This window comes from Herbiconiux sp. J20-20, from assembly GCF_057365085.1.
The window spans coordinates 59,043-77,613 of sequence record NZ_CP195122.1; the positions used below are offsets into that span (position 1 = coordinate 59,043).

Annotated in this window: 16 protein-coding genes; 10 read left to right on the top strand and 6 right to left on the bottom strand. The window is 69.1% G+C overall.

Features of this window, described 5'->3' with window-relative positions; translation table 11 throughout:
• Nucleotides 1-107: 107 nt before the first annotated feature.
• The gene (locus ACR3ZA_RS00305; protein WP_473659014.1) at nucleotides 108-2,228 is read left to right on the top strand and encodes an SNF2-related protein; all 2,121 of its coding nucleotides are present in this window, start codon (nucleotides 108-110) and stop codon (nucleotides 2,226-2,228) included.
• 250 nt (nucleotides 2,229-2,478) lie between these two features.
• Here the strand turns inward: ACR3ZA_RS00305 and ACR3ZA_RS00310 are convergent, their stop codons facing one another.
• Complete coding sequence (locus ACR3ZA_RS00310; protein ID WP_473659016.1) at nucleotides 2,479-3,024, bottom strand: LysR substrate-binding domain-containing protein; 546 nt, start codon at nucleotides 3,022-3,024, stop codon at nucleotides 2,479-2,481.
• 22 nt (nucleotides 3,025-3,046) lie between these two features.
• On the opposite strand from ACR3ZA_RS00310, the gene ACR3ZA_RS00315 reads away from it, so the two are divergent.
• Nucleotides 3,047-3,451: a DUF5997 family protein gene (locus tag ACR3ZA_RS00315; protein ID WP_473659018.1), complete on the top strand. Its 405-nt coding sequence runs from the start codon at nucleotides 3,047-3,049 to the stop codon at nucleotides 3,449-3,451.
• Nucleotides 3,452-3,463: 12 nt separating this feature from the next.
• Here the strand turns inward: ACR3ZA_RS00315 and ACR3ZA_RS00320 are convergent, their stop codons facing one another.
• A complete protein-coding gene (locus ACR3ZA_RS00320; protein ID WP_473659020.1) occupies nucleotides 3,464-3,802 on the bottom strand; it encodes a tryptophan synthase subunit alpha in 339 nt (112 codons plus the stop codon).
• 34 nt (nucleotides 3,803-3,836) lie between these two features.
• Here ACR3ZA_RS00320 and ACR3ZA_RS00325 point away from each other — a divergent pair, with 34 nt between their 5' ends.
• From ACR3ZA_RS00325 to ACR3ZA_RS00350, 6 genes are all read left to right on the top strand, one after another.
• Nucleotides 3,837-5,756: a DUF2207 family protein gene (locus tag ACR3ZA_RS00325; RefSeq protein ID WP_473659022.1), complete on the top strand. Its 1,920-nt coding sequence runs from the start codon at nucleotides 3,837-3,839 to the stop codon at nucleotides 5,754-5,756.
• A gap of 9 nt (nucleotides 5,757-5,765) precedes the next feature.
• Nucleotides 5,766-6,734, top strand: coding sequence for a DnaJ domain-containing protein (locus ACR3ZA_RS00330; RefSeq protein WP_473659024.1), 969 nt, complete (start codon nucleotides 5,766-5,768; stop codon nucleotides 6,732-6,734).
• A gap of 42 nt (nucleotides 6,735-6,776) precedes the next feature.
• Complete coding sequence (locus ACR3ZA_RS00335; RefSeq protein ID WP_473659026.1) at nucleotides 6,777-7,481, top strand: SGNH/GDSL hydrolase family protein; 705 nt, start codon at nucleotides 6,777-6,779, stop codon at nucleotides 7,479-7,481.
• Nucleotides 7,463-8,695 carry a GNAT family N-acetyltransferase gene (locus tag ACR3ZA_RS00340; protein WP_473659028.1) on the top strand — a complete coding sequence of 411 codons (1,233 nt, stop codon included), beginning with the start codon at nucleotides 7,463-7,465 and terminating at the stop codon, nucleotides 8,693-8,695. The genes ACR3ZA_RS00335 and ACR3ZA_RS00340 overlap by 19 nt, the downstream gene beginning before the upstream one ends.
• Nucleotides 8,696-8,792: 97 nt before the next feature.
• Entirely contained in the window at nucleotides 8,793-10,127 is a 1,335-nt protein-coding gene (locus ACR3ZA_RS00345; protein WP_473659030.1) for a GNAT family N-acetyltransferase, read from the top strand.
• A 171-nt stretch (nucleotides 10,128-10,298) separates the two neighbouring features.
• The gene (locus ACR3ZA_RS00350) at nucleotides 10,299-10,646 is read left to right on the top strand and encodes a hypothetical protein (RefSeq protein ID WP_473659031.1); all 348 of its coding nucleotides are present in this window, start codon (nucleotides 10,299-10,301) and stop codon (nucleotides 10,644-10,646) included.
• A 19-nt stretch (nucleotides 10,647-10,665) separates the two neighbouring features.
• Here the strand turns inward: ACR3ZA_RS00350 and ACR3ZA_RS00355 are convergent, their stop codons facing one another.
• On the bottom strand, nucleotides 10,666-12,756 hold the full coding sequence (locus tag ACR3ZA_RS00355) for a UvrD-helicase domain-containing protein (RefSeq protein WP_473659033.1): 2,091 nt from the start codon (nucleotides 12,754-12,756) through the stop codon (nucleotides 10,666-10,668).
• A 116-nt stretch (nucleotides 12,757-12,872) separates the two neighbouring features.
• Here ACR3ZA_RS00355 and ACR3ZA_RS00360 point away from each other — a divergent pair, with 116 nt between their 5' ends.
• Nucleotides 12,873-13,121, top strand: coding sequence for a hypothetical protein (locus ACR3ZA_RS00360; RefSeq protein WP_473659035.1), 249 nt, complete (start codon nucleotides 12,873-12,875; stop codon nucleotides 13,119-13,121).
• A gap of 4 nt (nucleotides 13,122-13,125) precedes the next feature.
• Nucleotides 13,126-13,467 carry a type II toxin-antitoxin system PemK/MazF family toxin gene (locus ACR3ZA_RS00365; RefSeq protein WP_473659037.1) on the top strand — a complete coding sequence of 114 codons (342 nt, stop codon included), beginning with the start codon at nucleotides 13,126-13,128 and terminating at the stop codon, nucleotides 13,465-13,467.
• Between the two features lie 56 nt (nucleotides 13,468-13,523).
• On the opposite strand, the gene ACR3ZA_RS00370 is transcribed toward ACR3ZA_RS00365, so the two are convergent.
• The 3 genes from ACR3ZA_RS00370 to ACR3ZA_RS00380 form a co-directional block, all read right to left on the bottom strand.
• Entirely contained in the window at nucleotides 13,524-14,426 is a 903-nt protein-coding gene (locus ACR3ZA_RS00370; RefSeq protein ID WP_473659039.1) for an NERD domain-containing protein, read from the bottom strand.
• 71 nt (nucleotides 14,427-14,497) lie between these two features.
• Entirely contained in the window at nucleotides 14,498-15,124 is a 627-nt protein-coding gene (locus ACR3ZA_RS00375) for a VWA domain-containing protein (RefSeq protein ID WP_473659041.1), read from the bottom strand.
• 98 nt (nucleotides 15,125-15,222) lie between these two features.
• Nucleotides 15,223-18,555 (bottom strand): sigma-70 family RNA polymerase sigma factor, encoded by a 3,333-nt coding sequence (locus ACR3ZA_RS00380; RefSeq protein WP_473659043.1) that lies wholly within the window; start codon nucleotides 18,553-18,555, stop codon nucleotides 15,223-15,225.
• Nucleotides 18,556-18,571: the final 16 nt, after the last annotated feature.

Below are 18,571 nucleotides of genomic sequence, written 5' to 3' on the forward strand. Positions count from 1 at the left end.
GAAGTACACGGTGAACGCCGATCCCGCATGGCGGTCCCGTTTTACACAGCAACGGCCTGAGCATCAGGCGGATCGACCGGCATTCTGGCGAATGCTCGAGGAGAATCATGGCCCAAACCGGGCAGAAGTCGCGCAACGGGGGACGCCGCGCTGCGCCGCAGCGCAAGCGTCAGCACCAGGACGAGACGGGTGTCATCCCCGTCCTGGCGCGCATCGTGCGCACGATCGAGAACTCGGCCGAGCGCGGCAAGGTGAACGCCGCGAACCGCACCCGGTTCCGCGTCGTCGCGGTGCTCGTGCGCGAGGAGCGCGCGCGGATCAAGGCGGATGCGAGCCTCGGCGAGGCCGAGCGCAGCAAGGAGCTCACCCGCCTCGACGGCATCGCCACGATCATGGCGAAGACGGCCTCGCGCGACACGAGCCTGATCCAGCTGCTCACCGACACGGCGCCGCTGTCGACGGCCGCGCTCGAGGTGCGTCGCACGATCCTGATGGAGGCGGGCGCCGAGCTCAGCCCCGAGGATCTCGTGATCGTGACCGAGACGCCGGAGAAGACTCCCGCGGAGGACCGCCAGGTCATCCCGCAGTCGGTCAAGCAGTACCAGATGTCGAACCCGTTCCTCGCGCCCGACTTCAGCGCTGCCCAGGCCAAGCCGACCACCGAGGGGCGTCTGGCGAACTGGGAGCTCATCGAGCCGCTGTTCCGCTCGTTCGAGGTCGGCGCTGGCGGCGGCGCCGCCACCATGAACCTGCCCGCGCCGCGCACCCGCGAGACGCCGGGCGGCACCGAGCTGATGATCCACCAGGCGCGCTTCATCGAGTCGGCGCGCACCGGGCACCGCAGCTTCCTGCTCGCCGACGAGCCGGGTCTCGGCAAGACGGCGCAGGCGCTGCTGGCGGCCCACGTCTCGGGCTCCTACCCGCTGCTCGTGGTCGTGCCGAACGTCGTCAAGGTGAACTGGGCGCGCGAGGTCGAGAAGTGGACGCCGCAGCGCACCGCCACCGTGGTGCACGGCGACGGCGACGACCTGGATGCCTTCGCCGACGTCACGATCGTCAACTACGAGATCCTCGACCGGCACGCCGCCTGGCTCAGCCGTCGCGGCTTCAAGGGCATGATCGTCGACGAGGCGCACTTCATCAAGAACAAGGACTCGCAGCGCTCGAAGAACGTGCTCGCGATCGCGAAGAGCATCCGCGCCGTCAGCCCGAACGCCCTGTTCATCGCCCTCACCGGAACCCCGCTGATCAACCAGATCGAGGACTTCCGGATGATCTGGCAGTACCTCGGCTGGATCGATGACAAGCAGCCGCTCGCCCAGCTGATGAAGAAGCTGGAGGAGACCGAGCGCACGCCCGGCGACCCGGGCTTCTTCGCCGCCGCGCGCGGCGCCGTGATCGACATGGGCATCGTGCGTCGCAAGAAGGAGGATGTCGCCGCCGATATCCCCGCGCGCCGCATCGCCGACATCCCGGTCGAGCTCGACGGGGAGGCGGGGCGCTCGATTCGCGCCGCCGAGCAGGCGCTCATCTCGCGTCTCGTGGACCGCTACCGTCGCGTGCTCGCGCAGCGCCCGGACGCGAACCCCGAGGACATCATCCGGCTTGTGGCGCACGCCGAACTCGAGGAGTCGCGCTCGGCGGCCTCGGGCGGCGACAACGTGTTCACGATGGTCCGCAAGATCGGTCAGGCCAAGGCCACCCCGGCGGCGGACTACACGGTCAATCTGGCCCGCAACGTCGGCAAGGTGGTGTTCTTCGCCAAGCACATCGACGTGATGGACACGGCGGAGAAGCACTTCGCGGCGGCGGGGCTGCGCACCGTCTCGATTCGCGGCGACCAGAGCTCGAAGGCGCGCCAGGAGGCGATCGACGCGTTCACCAACGACGAGGACGTCGCCGTCGCGGTGTGCTCGCTCACGGCGGCCGGCGTCGGCGTCAACCTGCAGGCCGCGTCGAACGTCGTGCTCGCCGAGCTCAGCTGGACGAACGCGGAGCAGACGCAGGCGATCGACCGCGTGCACCGCATCGGCCAGGGGCTGCCGGTGACCGCCTGGCGCATCATCGCCGCGGGCACGCTCGACGCCCGCATCTCGGAGCTCATCGACGCCAAGGCGGGCCTCGCGGCCCGGGCCCTCGATGGCGTCCACCTCGACGAGAGCGAGGAGGGCTCGGTGCAGCTCTCGGCGCTCGTCACGATGCTGCGGGACGCCGTTTCCGAGCTCTGAGTGCCTCGCCGTTTTGTACCCCGAACCGGTCGTCCTGTCCTACATGTGAGGGACACCCAGAATGGGGGGAGCGCGAGGGTGGCGGGATCAGTAACTTCATAAGTGCACTAGTTGGGGGACTAGGGGCGGCGGTGACATCGTCGAAACGCGAATACCGGCTACGGGGGTAACCGGACACAGCGGACGAAGTCACCGCCGCCAGTAACATTTAACGGGCCGTTTTCGCCCGCAGCCTCCTCGGGCCCAGCGCTCAGCGCCGCGTGCTGTTGGCCGTTCGGCCCCGCACGATGCCGATGAACGTGTCGATCCGCGGGTCCGCGGCATCGCCCGCGTCGCTCACGCGCCAGGCGAGCCCGATTCTCGTGGGGGCGCCGTCGCGGATTGGACGCGCCACGACGTCACGGCGCGAATGGGTGCGGGCGACCGACTGCGGCATCCGCGCCACCCCGACGCCCGCCGCCACCAGCGCGACGGTGTCGGCGTCGTCGCCGGGCTGCACCACCTCATCGGCGAGGTCGGCCTCGCTCACGTCGTCGACGACCGAGAACACGTGCTCCTTGGCCGCCACGACCACCGGGGTCTCCTCATAGAGCGGGATGACGTGCAGCTCCTCGCTCGCCGCGACGTCGCGCACGAACGCCATCGCGGCGCTCCCGTCCTCCAGCGCCGCCAGTGCCTCCGACTGCGAACTGGGGCGCAGCTCGAGCGGGTCGCGGCGCATCCGCTCACGCCAGATGCGCTCCCACTTGGTGGGGGTGACACCCGGCACGAAACACACGACGAAGGGATCTGCCACCCGCTCAGGCTAGCCTGGGGCTGTGAGTGAGCAGACGATGAACCCGGCAACCGCAGCCAAGAAGCTGGAGCTGCTGCTGGCGGCGACGCCCGAGGAGTTCCGCGCGAAGCCGCTGACCCGCTCCGAGGTGCAGGCGCTGATGACCGATCCGCCCGAATGGCTGAAGGTGCTGCGCGCTGACGGACCGCACCCGCGCGAGGTCGTCGCCCGCAAGCTCGGCGTCTCCAACTCCGGGCTCGCCCGCGGCGGCATCATCGAGCCGCTCACCACGCCGGAGATCAAGGCGCTGCTGGACGAGATGCCCGACTGGCTCGTCGCCGAGCGGGAGCGCCAGGCCGCCGTGGTGCGCGAGAACGCGCGCATCAAGCGCGAGAAGCGTCCGGCGGGCGAGTCGCGCGACACCCGCAAGGGCGGCTCCGGGGTCTAGGCCGCGTCGCGCCTACGCGCTCCAGCGCAGACGATCCAGCCGGCCGAGCATCGACCACACGGTCTCGCTCAGTTGCGGGTAGGCGAGCGCGATCTGGCGCAGCATTCGCCGGTCCACCTCGGCGCTCGGGCGCCGGCCGTTGTCGGCGGCGATCAGCTCGGAGCGCAGGCCCAGCACCACGAACTCGTCGATCGTCGGCAGCACCTCCATGAACGCCCACGGGTCCTCGCCGCCGTGCAGGCGCTCCCAGACGACGGTGCTGAGCTCGTCGTGCGCCTCGGCGCGCAGCACCTCGAGGCTCGCGCGGCGCAGCACCCCGGGGCGGGGCATTTCGGGGCGCTCGTTCGTCACCCTTCGAGACTACGCGCCCGGCTAGGCTCGCGGCATGAGTCGAACTCAGCGACGCATCCGCCGTGTCGCCGGCGTCCTCGCCGTGCTCGCGGCGGTGCTCATTCCGGCCGCCTCCGCAGCCCCGACGGCGCGGGCGGATGTCGACGACTTCGAGATCGCCTCCTTCGACGCGGTCTACGCGCTCGGGCGCGACAGCGAGGGCTTCGCGACGCTCGACGTGATCGAGACGATCGTCGCCCGATTCCCCGACATCGACCAGAACAAGGGCTTCTACCGCGACATCCCCGAGTACTACGGCAACGTGCAGCTGCACACCGCGGTGCTGAGCATCACCGACGCCGACGGCGACCCGGTGCCGTACTTCACCGAGTACTACGAGGACTTCTACAGCATCGGCCTCGGCGACGACAGCTACGTCTACGGCGAGCAGACCTACGTGATCCACTACGAGCAGCGCAACACCATCCGCTACTTCGCCGATGCCGAGGTCGACGAGTTCCAGTGGGATGTCAACGGCACCGGCTGGGCCCAGCCCTTCGGCCGCGTGACGGCGGAACTGCGCGTCGCGCCCGAGCTCGTCGATTCGATCCAGGGTGAGGCGTTCTGCGCCGCCGGCGCCTTCGGTGCGACCGGATGCCCCGGCGGTGTCACCCGTGAGGACGACGCGGAGACGGGGGAGGCGGTGTTCCGTGCCACCGCGGGCCCGTTCGCCCCGTACGAGAACCTGACGATCGCGGTCGCCTTCGCGGGGCACACCTTCGCCGAAGGGCCGACCACGTACCCGCCGTCGAGCTACGACGACGACTATGGGCCGTACACGCCCCCGCCGCGGGCCCCGCAGTGGATCGAGATGGCGCTGTTCCTGGTCGGACCGGTCGGCGTGGTGGTGGGCATCATCGCGCGGCTGACGCGGAAGAAGGACCTGGCCGCCGAGACCGCGCCGAGCGACATCATCGTGCCGCAGTACACGCCGCCGAGCGAGAACATCATGCTCGCGGCGCACATCGCGGGGCGCCCCGATCGGGCCTTCGCGGCGCAGCTCGTCGATCTCGCGGTGCGTCGCAAGATCCGCCTGCTCGACCCGGGCACCGCGGGCGGCGACGACTACTCCGCCGAGCTCGTGACCGCCGAGGGCGTCGACCGCCACGAGCGCGCGCTGCTCGTCGGCATCTTCGGCGGCGACCTCGCGCCCGGCTCGCGCGTGTTGCTGTCGAGCTCGAGCACGAGGCTCTCCGTCGCGTTCCACCGGGGGCAGACGGCGATCACCGACGAGATCACCTCGCAGGGTTACGCCGCCGGCACCAAGCTGCGTCCCCTGTCGTCGGGGCTCATGTTCGCCGGCACCGGCGTCGCGGTCGGCGCCGTCGCGCTCGTCACCGCCTCCGCTCCGTATTCGGGCAGCGAAGGCGCCTTCGTCGGGGTGCTCGCGGCCGGATGGGGCGCGGTGCAGACATTCACCCACTCGTCCAGCCGTCGCGTGCTCACCCCCAAGGGTGAGAAGCTCAACGACTACCTGCTCGGGATGAAGGACTACCTCGAACTGGCGGAGAAGGACCGCTTCGCGGTGCTGCAGTCGGTCACCGGCGCCGACCGCATCCGCGTCGACGATCAGACCGAGCTCGTCAAGCTCTATGAGAAGCTGCTTCCCTGGGCGGTGCTGTGGGGTGTGGAGCGCAGCTGGGGCGAGGTGCTGGTGACCGCCGCGGAGCAGGCTCACACCCCGATCGACTGGGCCTCCAGCAGCGATCAGCTGACCAGCTGGCGGCTCTACTCGATCGTCTCCAGCGTCAGCCGGTCGACCCCGGCGCCGCCCGTGGTGGCGCGCTCGCGCTCCACCGGATTCTCGTCGGGCGGCGGCTGGTCCTCCAGCGGAGGCTCGAGCTCGAGCAGTTTCTCCTCCGGAGGCGGGTTCTCGGGAGGCGGAGGCGGCGGAGGCGGCGGCCGCGGCCGATAAACTCGACCGATGCCCGATTCTCCCTTGTCCGCGAGCCCCTACGAGGTGCTCGGTGTTGCGGCGACGGCGAGTCATGACGAGCTGCGGAAGGCCTATCGCAAGCAGCTGCGCGCCACGCACCCCGACTCCGGCGGCAACGTCGAGCAGTTCCACCGCGTGCAGCGCGCCTGGGAGCTGATCGGCACGCCGGAGGCGCGCGAGGAGTTCGATCGCGCCGGTGAACCGGTGATCGGGGGGCGCACCTGGGCGCCTGGCGGGCCGCCGCCGCGCCAGGACACGCGTCCGCAGACGCGCCAGCACGGGCATCCGGGCGGTTGGTTCCGCGAACAGTATCTGGCCGAGCTGCGCGAGTGGGTGGGTCGCGGCGTCACCATCGCCGACCCCTACGACGCGGCACTGCTGCGCCGCGCACCGCACACGGTGAAGCACCTGCTGGCTTCCGCGATCGCCGAAGAGGACACGGCGCGCGTGCTCTCGACCCTGGGCATCGGCTTCACCGTCTGGCACGACGTGTCGACCGGGGTCGGCGGCGGGCCGCCCTCGCGGATCGGGGTCGGGCATCCGGGCGGAACGCCGATGAGCCAGGTCGAGAAGCTCGACCACATCGTGCTCGGCCCGACCGGGCTGTGGGGGATTCTGAGCGAGGACTGGGGCGAGCCGGTCAAGGTCAAACGGGGCGAGATCATCGGACCGGGGCTGCAGCCCGGCGAGCAGCCGCTCAAGGCGCTTGGCGCGCGGGCTCGATTCTTCGCGCGTGCGGCGAAGGTGAAGTTCTCGGGACTCGTCATCGTGGTGCCGGAGGGCGCGGCGCCGGCCGACGTCGTGCCGCTCGGCATGGTGAAGGGGGCGCACGCGCTGCTGGTGCAGCGGCCCCGCGTCGTGCAGCTGCTGCGCACCGGAATCGCCGGCATCGGCACCGGCGGAACCGACCTGTTCGAGGTGCGGTCGCGCGTGCAGGCGACGGCGCGCTTTGTCTGAGTCTCTCGACGCTTCCCTGTGGGAGCGGTACCGTGAAGTGCCGTGACCCTGACACACACCCTGATCCACCTGCTCGGCGGCCGTGCCGTTGAGCGTGCGGTGATGCGCGGATTCGCCAGAGATGGGCGCCTTCCGGTCGCTCCGACCGGACCGAGCATGCTCCGCCCCGGCGACAACATGCTGCGCGTTCGGCTGGTCGGCGGCGGCATGGTGCGCAGCATCGGCGTCACCAATGCCGAGCTCGGGTTGGCGGGACATCTGAGCCGTCTGCTGCAGGCCTCGCTCGGGCGCGGCGTCAGCATCGACGCCTGGGGCGAGGTCGGTGCCGACCTGCCCGACATGGCACCCCGGCTGCGCCCGACCGGCGCCCCGCGCCCGCACGTGCGCGTCGTGCTCGTCGGTCTGATCGAAGCATTCCGGCTGCGGCCGAGCGCGCGGTGGCGAAAAGACCTCGCGCTGCTGGAACCCGCCGTCGCCGCGGGGGAGCCGCCGCTCGTGGTGGTGCTGGCGCCGAGCCTGCCCAGCGACCTCCCCGTCTCGCGGTGGGTGCGCCGCCACGTGACGGAGGCGATCGCGAAGCTCAACCAGACGACCACCGACTGGGTGGACCGGCATCCGGGGGCGCATCTGGTGCCCTCGCTCGCGCCGAGCACGCGCAAGATGCTCGGAACCTCGGAGGACTACGCGCGCGTCGCGGGGGCCATCGCACCTGTCGTGGCGGAGGCGGTATGGGCGACGGAGCAGTAGCGGCCGGGGGCGGCGGCACGCTCGCGCTGCCGCACACCGTCGGGCCGATCGAAACCGAGCGGCTGCGGCTGCGGGTGGTTCGCGGGAGCGACCTCGAGGCGATCCATGCCGTGCAGTCGCGTGAGGACGTCTGCCGCTACCTGCCCTTCGCGCCGCGTTCGCGCGACGAGATCGCCGAGAAGATCACCGTGTGGGCTGCCGGGGGAGTGCTGGCGGCAGACGGCGACGTGGCGATGCTCGCCATCGAACGGCGGGAGGACGGTGTCGTCGTCGGACACATCCACGTCGAGCTGTCGAGCGTCGAGAACGCGAGCGCCACGGTCGGCTGGGCGCTGCACCCGGATTTCGCGGGGCAGGGCTATGCGAGCGAGGCGGCGCGCGCCCTGCTGCGCGAGCTGTTCGGCCGGGTCGGCCTGCACCGAGTGTTCGCCTGGGTGCGGCCTGAGAACCTCGCCTCGGCGGCGCTGTGCCGGCGTCTCGGGATGCGCATCGAGGCCGAGCGCGAGCACTTCGGCTGGCTGCGTGGCGGCTGGCGCAACCTGCAGGTGTGGGCGGTGCTCGACCGCGAGTTCGCGGCGGCGGAGGCGGGGGCGCCCGCGCCGGCAGGACGGGACTTCGTGCGCGACGTGCCCTATGGCGCGGAGTCGAGCGATGCGCCCGACCCGGCGCTTCCGGCCGAGTTTCCTGGCATCCGGACGGAGCGACTGCGACTGCGGCTGCTCACCCCCGACGATCTGGATGCGGTGCATCGCTACCAGAGCCGCGAGGATGTCTGCCGCTATCTGCTGTTCGAGCCGCGGACGCGGGACGAGGTGGCGGCGAAGCTGGCCGAGCACGCGGCGCACACGACGCTCGCGGCCCGCGGCGACTACTGGCAGCTCGCCGTCGAGCGGACGGACGACGGAGCGGTGATCGGAGACCTGTACTTCGCCCTCGCCGAACCCGGCAGCGCGGCCGCCGAGATCGGCTGGACGTTCCACCCCGACGCCCACGGTCAGGGCTTCGCGACCGAGGCGGCCGCGGCGCTGCTCGACTTCGCCTTCGACACGCTGAGGCTGCACCGCGTCGCCGCCGAGTTCGACCCGCGCAACGACCGCTCCATCGCGCTCTGCCGCCGCCTCGGCATGGTGGAGGAGGCCCACTACCTCGAGGACCTCTGGTTCAAGGGCGCCTGGGCCGACACCGGCCAGTACGCCCGCCTGCGGGTTGAGTAGCGCGCCCCGCGCGCGTATCGAAACCGCGGTTCTGCGGGTTGAGTAGCCGCGGCAGCGGCGTATCGAAACCCAGCACCCCCGCCTACGCTGGAACCCTATGAGCGACTACCGCCTGCACCCGATCGACGAAACCTCCCGCGCCCGCCTGGCCGAACAACGCCTCACCCTCTCCCTCGTCGACGGCCTCGACGAGACCGAGGCAGGAATTGCGCGTTACGACGCGTGGACGCAGGCCGACGGTCGCGGCTTCTACCTCGACCGTGCCGCCGACGACGCTCTCGCGTTCTTCCGCGCGGGTGTCGGCGACCGTCGCACCACGGGCGTCTGGGACGACGCCACCCCCGACACGGTTGAACCCGTCGCGACGATCAACTCCTGGCCGACGGAGCTGAGCGTGCCCGGCGGCCGCACCACCACCGGCTGGGCGATCAGCTCGGTGACGGTCTCCCCGACGCACACGCGCCGGGGCATCGCGCGCTCGCTGCTGGAGGCGGAGCTGCGCACCGCATCCGCTCTCGGCGCTCCGGTCGCGATTCTGACGGTGTCGGAGTCGACGCTCTACGGACGCTACGGCTTCGGGCCCGCCGTGCTCGCCACCGACTGGGTCATCGAGTCGCGCCGCGCCCGTCCGCTGCGCCGCCGCACCGAGGCGGGACGGGTGGAGTTCATCTCGCTGAAGGACTTCCGGTCAGAGGTGGCGCCACTGCACGAGCGGGTGCGCGCGGAGCGTCCCGGCGAGATCGCCGTCTGGGCGTCGCGGTGGGATCAGATCGCGGGTCTCGCGCCGTCGCAGGAGGCCGAGGCGAAGAAGCTGCGTGCGGTGCGCTATCTCGACGCCGACGGCGTCGTGCAGGGCGTCGTCATCTACACGGTGTCCGGCGGCGAGGAGGACTTCACGCAGCACCGCGTCGACGTCAAGTATCTGCTCGACGCGACGCCGGAGGCCTCCGCGGCGCTGTGGGGTTTCGTCGTCGAGCTCGACCTGGTGCGCGAGGTGACGGCGCGGCTGCGCAGCGTCGACGAGCCGCTGCGCTGGATGCTCGCCGACTTCCGCGCCGCGAAGGTCAGCACGATCGAGCACGAGTATGTGCGCGTGCTCGACGTCGTTGCGGCGTTCGAGGCACGCGGCTACTCGGCCGCGGGGTCTCTCGCGTTCGAGGTGACGGATCCGCATGGCTTCGCCGACGGCGCCTGGATGCTGGAGTCAGACCTGGCGGGCCATGCCACGGTGCGCGCGGCCGGCGCGGTGCCGGACGGCGTTCCGTTGCTGTCGCTCGGCGTGCCCGAGCTCTCGAGCCTCTATCTCGGCGGGGTGTCCGCCGTGACGCTCTCGGCCGCTGGGCGCCTGCGTGAGCGCACCCCGGGCGACGCGGTGGCCGCGGATGTGCTGCTCCGCTCGCCCGTGCCCCCGCACCTCTCCGTCTGGTACTGAGCCGGTTGAGTAGCCGCGAAGCGGCGTATCGAAACCGCGCTCTAGCGGGTTGAGTAGCCGCCATTGGCGGCGTATCGAAACCGCGCTCTAGCGGGTTGAGTAGCCGCCATTGGCGGCGTATCGAAACCCAACACCCAGCACACCCCAACCCCACAGTCGCACCCTAGAACGGTGACAACTCCCAACGACGACCCCACCCGCATCCGCTCCCAGCCAGCGCTCACGCGCTCCTCGGGCCGCGTCTGGCTGATCGTCGGCGGTCTGTTCACGGTCATGGCACTCGCCGTGCTGCTGCCGATGACGACCCTGCCGCCCGCGGGCGTCGCCCCGGCGGCCGCCATCGTGGTGGTGCTCGCCTACGCCGCGATCGTCGTCGCCCGCCTGCTGGTGCCCGCGTCGCGCCTCCGACTGCGCCTCGGCATCATGGCGGTGTCGATGCTGATCTCGGCGGCGGTGGCGTTGGTTGCCGCGGTGATCGTGGCGACGGCCGCGGCGCAGGAGCTCGCGGGGGTGCTCTGATGCGCCGACTGCGGGACGCCTAGCTGCGAACGCTGGCGACCCACAGTCCGTCGCGTGCACGCGTCATTGCGACGTAGAGCTCGCGTCGTTCGCGCTCCTCCCGTTCGAGCAGCGATTCGGCGCCTTCGAGCGTGCGAACCGTGGCGGGTGACACGAGGTGAGCCTTCGTCCACGGCAGCAGCACCTGCTTGAACTCCAGACCTTTCGCACGCTTGGCCGTGCCGACTTTGACCGCATCCACCTGCGTGCCGGTGTATTCGAGCAGATTGACCGATCGGATTCCTTGCGCCGCCAGCAGCGTCTGCGCCGCCTGCACCTGCCCGTTGGTGGAGCAGAGGATTCCGATGTCGCCGAGGTCGGTGTCGATCGATTGAACGAGCGAGCGGATCCGCGCGCACAGCGCCTCGTCGTGCTCGCGCCGCGAGTCGAACCGCACGAACATCGGGCGCTGGCCGTGGCGCGACGGCACACCACCGCCCTCGAACCCGATCGTCGCCGCGTCTTCGATGTCGGTGTACTGATCGTCGGCGACAATGCGTCCGGCCGCCTCCAGGATCTCGGCGGTGTTGCGGTAGTTGACGTCGAGCACGACGCCTCGACCGGCGAGCGAGATGCCGACCTCGGCGAGCGAGTATCCGCCGGGGTAGACGGTCTGCTGGCCGTCGCCGATGAGGGTGAAGGCATCCGGCCCGTCGCCAGCGACCGCCCACATCATGCGCACCATGGCGCAGGAGAGGTCTTGTGCCTCGTCGACGATCACGGCCGAATAGCCGTCGAGGGGTTCGCGCTGCAGCTCCCGCTCGGCGAGCAGGATGACGTCGGCGAAGTCGATGACGCGCAGTCGGCGCAGCTCCTGCTCGTAGGCCGTGTAGAGATCCCACACCTCGCGTCGCTGGTCGATGGTGAGGCGGCGCTTGCGGCCGATCCGAGCGCAGTCGGCGTACTGCTCGAAGACCGTGAACCCGCGGCCCTTGATGACGCTCTCGATCTCCTCCTGCCAGTAGTCCGCGTTCTTCTCGAGACGCTTCAGGTCGCCGCTGCTCGTTCGCCATACGGTCGAGAACGCGTCGGATGCCTTGCGTCCGTCGAGCCGGACGGCCACTCCGCGTTCCTTCAGCACCCGCAACGCGAACGCGTGGGCGCCGACGAACTCGACACGGTCGGTGAGCTCGGGCGCGAGGCGGGTCAGCAGATTCTTGAGCACGGCGGGCAGGGTTCGCACGTAGGTCGTGACGAGCACCTTGCCGGGGCGGGTGCGAGCCAGGTAGGCGGCGCGGTGCAGCCCGACCACCGTCTTGCCGGTGCCCGCAGCGCCGCGGATGCGGGCGGGTCCGCCGAAGCTGCGGCGCACGAGCTTGGCCTGATCGGGGTGGAGAAACGCCATCCACTCCTCGATGGGCGGAGCGAGCATGCTCTCGAGGTGGAGCGCTTGCACTTCGTCGGCCGAGGGGAGCTCGGGGATGTCGAGCGTCGTCGCGGGGGAGGGTGCGATCGGCTCGGGCAGGGTGACGTTGACGGGGGCGGGCGCCCCGACGACAGGGAAGAACTCGGTCAGCACGCGCAGCACCGAGTTGACCTGGTTGGCGGTGAGGCGCTGCCCGCGCTTCAGCACGTGGCGGGCGACGTCGACGTCGCCGATCAGGTCGACCGCGCCGACCTCGCCGCGGATGTTCTTCTTGCCCGCGAACGCGACGACAGCGTGCACCTCGCCGGGGGCGAGTCCGATCTCGGCCAGCGCCGCCTCGGTGTCGAGGGTGAGCGAGACCAGCTTGTCGAACTCGTCGGTGACGTCGGCCTGGTCGCGGAACACCCGCCCGGCAGCGACGGTGACGTCGGCCCACGCCTTGGTGTCGACGATGAAGACGCCGGAAGGGCCGATGACGACGAGGTCGACCTGGGCGCGGCGGCTGCCCGGCCACTGCCGGTCGGCGAGCAGGTGGTAGCCGTGCGCGGTCAGAGGGGCGAGCGCCTCGGCGGTGCGCTTCTCGGTGCGGTAGGCGGCCATCCATCGAGCCGCGTCGGCCTCCGCGTCACGCGCGGCCCGGGCGTGCGCATCGCGCACCAGCAGTTGCCGTTCCGCTTCGAGGCGCGCAGAGTCGCCTGCCCCCATGTCGCACCCCCAGTCGCGCCGATACTAGAACCATCCTCAGTTGTGCGGCGAGGCTGCGCTATGCCACGTTGTGGGGGTACGGGCGCGGATGGGTATACCGCGCGTATACTTCGCGCATGGTGGCGACGACGATCAAGGTTCCGAGTGAACTTCGCGACAAGCTCAATGCCGAGGCGCGCTCGCGCGACACCACCGTCGCGGGGGTCATCGAGCATCTGATGGCGGAGCGAGACCGCGCCGAGCGTTTCCGACGGATGCGGGTCGAGCGTGCGGCGCTCACTCCCTCCCAGCGCGCCGAACTGGCGGCCGAGTACACCAATGCCGAGGCTGCGGCCGTCGCCGATGTGCCCGGCGCGGCATCCTAACCTCGTGCTCGAACTGCATTCCGGTGACGTCGTGTGGGCGGACCTCGGGGGCTCCACCGGTCGGGAGTACGCGGGTCGTCGTCCGCTCGTGGTCATCGCGGGGGAGGAGTACCTCGACATCGTCGACTCGTTGGCGATCGTGGTGCCGGTGACGACGCGCGATCGGGGCTGGTCGAATCACATACGGCTGGCGGGTCCGACCGGGCTCGATGCGCCGAGCTTCGCGGTGACCGAGCAGCCGCTGACGGTGTCGCGCGCGAGGCTGCTCGCGGTGGCGGGCCGGGTCGACGATGCGTGTCTCGGCGAGATCCGTGGATGGGTGCAGGACTTCGTCGGTGCGAACTGACTGCGTGCGTCGCGATGCCGGTGCGCACGGTGTGCACGTTCGTGCGTCCCGAAGACCTAGAGGCTCGTCACCCACATCCAGAAGACCCAGAGAATCGTCGCCGGAATGAGGAAGTCGCGAACGATGACGTCGGCGCGTGAGCGACCTCGTCTTGGCTGAACCTGCGATTTCGAGGCCGACTCGGGCACTTCCGGCGATGGTGCGGTCGTCGTTCTCGGTGAGCTGCCCACGGTGGCGTTGGTCTGGCTTCCGGGCCGCCATCCGTCGCCGATCAGCGTCTCCAGCGAGAGAAATTCGCTCAACACCACTCGCGGATCGCTTGACCTACGCGGAAGGCGCTGCCAGGTCTCCGGCCGACAGGCTGCCGCCGCGACTTTCGCCGTCTGCTCTGCGGTTAAGACCGACGGGCCCCGCAGCGTGTGCGGGATCTGCTCGTCGGACAGGACGAAGAATTCCGGGTCGCCTGGTGCGGGCTGATGAGGACGACGGTGCGTGATTCGCTCGGGCTCGACGAATACGAGAAGTGAGACCACTGGGACGGTCACTCCTGACGCGCGCGAGAGCAATTCAGACGCACGCCGTCCTTCTCGGAGGGATTTGCTGACGTAGGGCACGCTTCGGGGGCCGACCATGAGTGTGCGCCCTGCGACCCAAATCGAGGCGCCGGGACTGTACTTGGTATTGATGGTGAACACGCCAGCGTCGCCGATTGCCACGTGGTCGATATCGCCGTGGTCACCGATGGGCACCGAGTGAAGGATCGTCCAGCCGTCGCCGAGCTCGTCGAGCAGCGCGGCGACATGTCGTTCGCCGATGACGCCGCGATACCAGCTCATCGCTTCGTCATCGATCACGAGCTTGCCGGCTTCCGTTCCGGGCCGGATGGCGCCGCGCTCCCGCTGTCGCAGCAACTCGTCAATGAGGGCATGGCCGGGCACCCTTTCCCGAAGATCGCTCACGGTCTGAGAGTGCCTCACCGACGATGGTGAGGCACCCCCGAGTTCGGGTGGCAATCCGCGCCGGTCGCCCCCTACGCCCCGCGCGCCTCCCCGCGCTCACCCTCGTCGAACCCGCGCTTCCGCTTCGCCCGCACGTCCCGCATGTAGCGACTGGTGGAGCGGCTCATCCCGCGCACCCCGTCGGCGCCGGCGTCGTAGGTGAGGGCGGCGTCGCGGTCGATGCCGAGGTCGCGGGCGGTGAGCACGGCATCCTGGTTAGCGCCGAGGAAGACGAAGTCCCAGTTGTACTGCTCGGTCTGCTGGGTGATGAGGTCGCGCACCATGTCGTGGTCGTATTCGCGGCTGGAGTTCTCGTGGCCGTCGGTGACGATAATCACCTGCACGGTTTCGGGGCGGGCATGCTCGGGCAGAGCGGCGAGCTGCTGGCCGAAGATCTGGATGGATGCGCCGAGCGCATCCATGAGGGCGGTGCCGCCGCGGGGCTCGAGCTCGATGCGCACGGTGCGCGCGTCGGCCATGGTGTGGGTGTGCTCGATGACGCCGTCGAAGATGACCACGTCGACGGTGAGCAGTCCGTCCAGCGCGGACTGCTCGGCGAGCAGGCCGTTGAGCGCGTCGACCATCTCGTCGCGGATGGTGATCATCGAGCCGGAGCGGTCGACGACGAGCAGCAGGGCGGTGTAGTTCGGGTCGGTCATGGGGGCTCCTCGTGTGAGATCGGATACCCGCGAGCAGCGAGTCGATCAGTTTGAGGGGAGCCGCCGACATTTGGTGCGCCAGTGGCGCGTAAATGGCCTCATGCCACGCGGAGCTTGTCCCGAATCTCTGACCAGGCGCGTGCGACAACAGACAGTTCGAGGAAGTGCTTGTGCACCCACACCATTTTTAGATCAAGCAACTTGCGCGCGACCTCGAGCTGCGTGCGCCCGTGCGCGTTTGCGATCTGCGCGAGGCCGGTGCGCGCGCGGTGGGCGGCAGCAACTTGCTTTGACTCCTCGGGAGTCCACGGAGCGGCGCTGTGGGGCGCGTTCGCTGCGTCGTCGAGTGGCCCGGAATCCCAGAGGAGTAGCCGCGTCAATGCGACCGCGGCGTCCCGTTCGTCGAAGCCGCCAGCACTTGCGGCCTGTGCGATGTTTCGCAAATCGCGATAGTCCCAGACGAGTCGTTTCAGCTCGGATGGCGACCAGTCGCGCTCTGCACTTGGTTTGGCAGCCAGCCGAGCCGAAGAGTTCGGCCTTCCTCGCGAGAAGGATGGCTGACGTCCCGAACCTGCGAAGGAGCCCAGATTCGCTGAAGCTACGTTCCGGGCGCGTCCGTCGGTAGTCGGCACGGGCGCAGGGCGTAGTGCTGGCGACGATGCCGCCGCTGTGCGCTCCTTCACGGCCGGTGGCTCGCCGACGTACGCGCGTCCCAGGATGCGAGCGATGGCGGGCCCGATCGCGCCGATAGACTTCGCCTGCAGTTGGCGGATGCGTTCGCGCGTCACGCCGAGTTCGTGCCCGACTTCGTCAAGCGTCCACGGTTCCCGGTCCCACAGCCCGAAACGGAGGCGAACGATTTCGGCCTCGCGCTCGTCGAGGCCGTCCACGACCGCGTCGATCCTTCGTCGTGCCTCACCACGCTCGACCTCTTCAACCATCCGTTCGTGGCTGCCGTCGTCGAGCGTTTCGCCGAATGTCGTGACCGACGTCGTCGGCGCGCCGTACTCGTCGACTTCGAGACCGTCGATGTCGTCCCAGTCCCCATCGATGACGCTCGCATCCAGAGACAACGGCGTTCGTGACATGCGCAGGTACAGCTGTACCTTTGCCTCCGGTTCGTCAATGTGCTTGGCAATCGCGCTCGACGTCGGTTCGTCGAATCCGTCGCCGATCAAAGCCCGGCGTGCTTCGCGGACTTTCGGCCCCAACTCCTCCATGTGCACGGGAAGTCGGATCGCTCGCCCTTGATTGGCAATCGCACGGGTGATGCTCTGTCGAATCCACCACGTTGCGTATGTGGAGAACTTGAGACCTTGCGCGTAGTCGAACAGCTCGACGGCGTGCAGTAGGCCCAGGTTGCCTTCTTGGATCAGGTCGAGCGGGTCTAATCCTGAGCCCCGGTGCCGTTTCGCGATGTTCACGACAAGTCGCAGGTTCGCTGCCACCATGGCGTCCAAGGCGCGTCGACCGTCGTGTTGGACCCAAGCGAGCTCCCGACCGACAGTCGACCGTTGTTGGTCGGGGTCGAGTTCGGCGAACGTCGCGGATGCAAGCACGCCAGCTTCGATTCGACGGGCGAGAGCTACTTCGTCTTGGGCGCGTAAGAGCGGAAACCGGCCGAGTTTCGCGCGGTACGCCCGCAGCCCGTCGACTTCGATTTCTTCGTCGGGCAGCCCTCGTGGTGCGGGTTCGGGGTCGGACCAGAAGTTGATCATCCCGTCGGGAAGTGCCAGCCGCGGCTCCACTTGCGACACGGACTGCGACCCAACGCGAACCTGAGCCTCGGAAGCTGGCGGAGGCGGAGGCGGAGGCGCAGGCAGAGCGGAGACCGGGCTAGCTGCGACACCGATCGGCGTCTGGAACCCGTCGAGGTGATTGAGGGAGTCGCTTTCGAATGAGTTCGCGGTCGTAGTGTCGCGGGGGATCCCCAGTGCCGCGCCGATTATCTGCTGCCATGCGTCGATTTGATCCAGAGTGACCTGCTGGAGGTGTGTCGACGAGAAGTGCTTCTCCAAAAGGAGAAAGAGCATGCTCTTGACGAGGCCAAAGCCCTCGTCTGCTCCGCCCGCGCGCATCAAATCGCGGTGGCGTTCGTTCAGCCAGATCGTCGAATGGTCGAGGTCAAGCAAGAACACCCGAGTTGGCAGCAGCCGCCGCCACCTGAAGTGGACGGACCGTTCGTGTTCGCGGAAGCCGAGTAGCTCTTGCGCGACATCTTCGACTTCCGCTGGCATGCCCGAGCCGATTGTGGCGACCGGCTTGAGCTTGAGCTCCCGTCGGTTCGACTGCTTGAACACGTCCCGAGCGTCGTCGAGATAGTCGATGAAGGAACGCCCGTCATGCTCGGCGGCACGGAGCGCGCGCACGAGAGCCGGAAGGAGCACGACACCGTTCTTCTCCGCATTCATCCCGAACCAGTGGGCAGTCTCGGGCGTGATGTCGATGGCGACGCGGGCAAGCTGGAGGTCGTTCCGTTTCTCGGTGACGTCATCCCAACCCGCCGCACGCAGAAGTCGGTCTTTTCGATAGACGTAGATGCCTTGCCACTCGGCGCGTGAGGTGCCGAACAGTGCGACGTTCGGCCCGTTCGCGCCGGGCGCCAGCACATGGCAGACAACGGGTAGTTCTGCGCCGTGATCGGCGCCAGTCCGCAGCGTCTGCGGGTAGCCGAGCTTGCCCGTCGTCACCTTGAAGGGGTCCAACGCGACCGGATGGAATCGGATCCCGGGCGCACGTACGTCGGCGTCGTAGGTGTCGAGGGTGATGGCGAGCCGCTCGTTCGCGAGAAAACGGTGAAACGTCAGACCCAAGTGCTCGCGAAGCGAGTGGATCTTCTTGTCGAGCCATGCGCGCCGGACGCTGCTTTCGTCGGCGTGTGATGCGAGTCGAATCTCGGTCAGTCGCACGAGTGTGCCGGTCGAGGGAGCGGCCGGGACGTCGTGCGCGGCGAGCGCATGCTCTGCGTCGGCGGTGGCGAAGACGTCTGCGACGATCTCGTTGAGGTCGCCCGACCGTTGGATTCGGATGGCGCACGCTGGCCACCCGCTCGACCGCGTCACGACATTCAGGACGCTTGCTTGGCTGAAGGCGCTCGCCTTGAGGCCAACACCGAAGTGGCCGAGGTCGTCATCGGCATATACGCGGCGCGCACCGAGCCGCATTGCGTTCCCGAGTTCTTCGGGTGCCATGCCATCGCCGTTGTCCGCAATCAAGATGTGCTGGAGCCGATGATCGGCGACGACGAAGCGGACGTGAACGGCGCTCGCGTGGGCATCGATCGAGTTGTCGATGATGTCCGCGATCGCGGTTTCGAGGGTGTGCTGCAGGCCGATCGCTTCGAGGATTCGGGGGTCAGGCGGCAACTTGTCCGAGCGGACCGGGTCGCCGATCGACTCATCGTCGGAAGCGTTTGAACCCAGCTGCACCATAGTTGTGATTCTGTCG

What these genes read in the sequence shown, in the direction of transcription:
- ACR3ZA_RS00305 (WP_473659014.1), top strand. Translation starts at nt 108, where the DNA reads ATGGCCCAAACCGGGCAGAAGTCGCGCAACGGGGGACGCCGCGCTGCG.
- ACR3ZA_RS00325 (WP_473659022.1), top strand. Translation starts at nt 3,837, where the DNA reads ATGAGTCGAACTCAGCGACGCATCCGCCGTGTCGCCGGCGTCCTCGCC.
- ACR3ZA_RS00330 (WP_473659024.1), top strand. Translation starts at nt 5,766, where the DNA reads ATGCCCGATTCTCCCTTGTCCGCGAGCCCCTACGAGGTGCTCGGTGTT.
- ACR3ZA_RS00340 (WP_473659028.1), top strand. Translation starts at nt 7,463, where the DNA reads ATGGGCGACGGAGCAGTAGCGGCCGGGGGCGGCGGCACGCTCGCGCTG.
- ACR3ZA_RS00345 (WP_473659030.1), top strand. Translation starts at nt 8,793, where the DNA reads ATGAGCGACTACCGCCTGCACCCGATCGACGAAACCTCCCGCGCCCGC.
- ACR3ZA_RS00355 (WP_473659033.1), bottom strand. Translation starts at nt 12,756, where the DNA reads ATGGGGGCAGGCGACTCTGCGCGCCTCGAAGCGGAACGGCAACTGCTG.
- ACR3ZA_RS00360 (WP_473659035.1), top strand. Translation starts at nt 12,873, where the DNA reads ATGGTGGCGACGACGATCAAGGTTCCGAGTGAACTTCGCGACAAGCTC.
- ACR3ZA_RS00375 (WP_473659041.1), bottom strand. Translation starts at nt 15,124, where the DNA reads ATGACCGACCCGAACTACACCGCCCTGCTGCTCGTCGTCGACCGCTCC.
- ACR3ZA_RS00380 (WP_473659043.1), bottom strand. Translation starts at nt 18,555, where the DNA reads ATGGTGCAGCTGGGTTCAAACGCTTCCGACGATGAGTCGATCGGCGAC.